This is a genomic window from Arenimonas sp. (genome assembly GCF_019459675.1).
Taxonomy (GTDB): Bacteria; Pseudomonadota; Gammaproteobacteria; order Xanthomonadales; family Xanthomonadaceae; genus Arenimonas.
This window is the reverse complement of record NZ_JAIBFH010000048.1, coordinates 1-1,860: the sequence shown is the minus strand read 5'-3', so window position 1 is coordinate 1,860 and position 1,860 is coordinate 1. Positions and strand designations below refer to the sequence as shown.

Annotated in this window: 1 protein-coding gene and 1 pseudogene; both read left to right on the top strand. The window is 71.5% G+C overall.

The window, feature by feature from the left end; translation table 11 throughout:
* Positions 1–223 (top strand): annotated as a pseudogene (locus K0M70_RS01890) (type II secretion system protein GspD); the annotation flags it as partial.
* Positions 220–1,710: a type II secretion system ATPase GspE gene (gene gspE, locus K0M70_RS01885; protein WP_290778542.1), complete on the top strand. Its 1,491-nt coding sequence runs from the start codon at positions 220–222 to the stop codon at positions 1,708–1,710. The pseudogene K0M70_RS01890 and the gene gspE, both read left to right, overlap by 4 nt.
* The last annotated feature ends 150 nt before the right edge of the window (positions 1,711–1,860 follow it).

Here is a 1,860-nt window from a genome sequence, read left to right as displayed (position 1 = left end):
GTTCATCCGCCCCACCATCATCCGCGACGCGCGCGAGGCCCAGAACGCCACTGCGCCGCGCTACGACTACATGCGCGCCAGCCAGGAAGCCGCCAACGGCGGACAGCGCGCCGCGCTGGATGCCGTGGTGCAGGATTACCTGCGCGCCAACCCGCCGCGGACGATGCCCGCTACGCCGGCCGAGCCGGCCGCCGAGACGCCGGCACCTGCCCCGCAACCATGAGCACCGACGTCACCACCCTGCCCTACGGCTTCGCCAAGCGCCACGGCGTGATGCTGCTGGCGCCGGGCAACCCCACCCTGGTCGGGCTGCTGGAAAGCGCCCCGCCCACCCCGCTGCTGGAAGTGCGGCGCGCGGTGGGCGTGCCGATCGTGGTGCAGCGGCTTTCCCGCGCCGATTTCGACCGGAAGCTGTCGGAGGTCTATGCCGGCGAAGCGCTGGCGGGCAGCGCGGCGGCCACCGGTGCGGAGCTGGGCGGGTCGCTGGACGCACTGGCCGACGACCTGCCCGGAGCCGCCGACCTGCTCGACAGCCAGGACGACGCCCCGGTGATCCGCCTGATCAATGGCCTGATCGCCGAGGCCGCAAGGCAAGGTGCGTCCGACATCCACATCGAACCCTTCGACGCCAGCCTGCAGGTCCGGCTGCGGGTGGACGGCGTGATGCGCGAAGTGCTCAGCCTGCCCAGCCGCCTGGCGCCGCTGCTGGTGTCGCGGGTGAAAGTGATGGCGCGCCTGGACATCGCCGAGAAAAGAATTCCGCAGGACGGCCGCATTTCGCTGACGCTCGGCAGCAAGGCGCTGGACGTACGCGTTTCCACCCTGCCCGCGCGCGGCGGCGAGCGCGTGGTGATGCGCCTGCTGGACAAGGACCAGACCCTGCTGGGGCTGGACGACCTGGGCATGCAGCCCGACGTGCTGGCCGCCATGCGCGACGCGATGGCGCAGCCCAACGGCATCGTGCTGGTGACCGGGCCCACCGGCTCGGGCAAGACCACCACGCTGTACGCCGGCCTGTGCCTGCTCAACGACGGCAGCCGCAACATCCTCACGGTCGAAGACCCGGTGGAATACGCCATCCAGGGCGTGGGCCAGACCCAGGTCAACGCCAAGGTGGGCATGACCTTCGCGGCAGGCCTGCGCGCCATCCTGCGCCAGGACCCGGACGTGGTGATGGTGGGCGAGATCCGCGACGGCGAAACGGCGCAGATTGCCGTGCAGGCCAGCCTGACCGGGCACCTGGTGTTGTCCACGGTGCATACCAACGATGCGGTGGGCGCCATCACCCGGCTGCGCGACATGGGCGTCGAGCCATTCCTGCTGGCCTCGACGCTTCGCCTGATCGTGGCCCAGCGGCTGGTCCGCCGGCTGTGCGACGACTGCAAAACGCCGCGCGCGCCCGACGCTGCCAGCGATCGGCTGTTCGGCCCGTCGCCGGTGCCGCCCCTGTTCCAGTCCGTGGGCTGCGCGGGCTGCAGCCACACCGGCTTCGTCGGCCGGGTGGCAATCTACGAGGCGGTGCGCGTGGACGAAACGCTGCGCGGCATGATCAGCCAGCAGGCCGACGACGCCACGCTGGCGCGCGCGGCGTTCGCCCGGGCACCTGACCTTCGCGCCGCCGCGCGCCGCTGTGTCGCCAGCGGCATCACCACGGTCGAGGAAGCGCTCCGGGTGATCCGACAGGAGGAGAAGGCGCATGGCGTCGTTTGATTTCGTCGCGCTGGACGTTCGCGGCAAGGAACGGCTGGGCTTGCTGGAGGCCGACAGCGAAGGCGAGGCGCGACGACTGCTGGAGCAGCGCCAGTGGGTCCCGCTGCAGCTGGTTCCGGCGTCCAGCGGCGCACGGCGCGCGCTGCAACC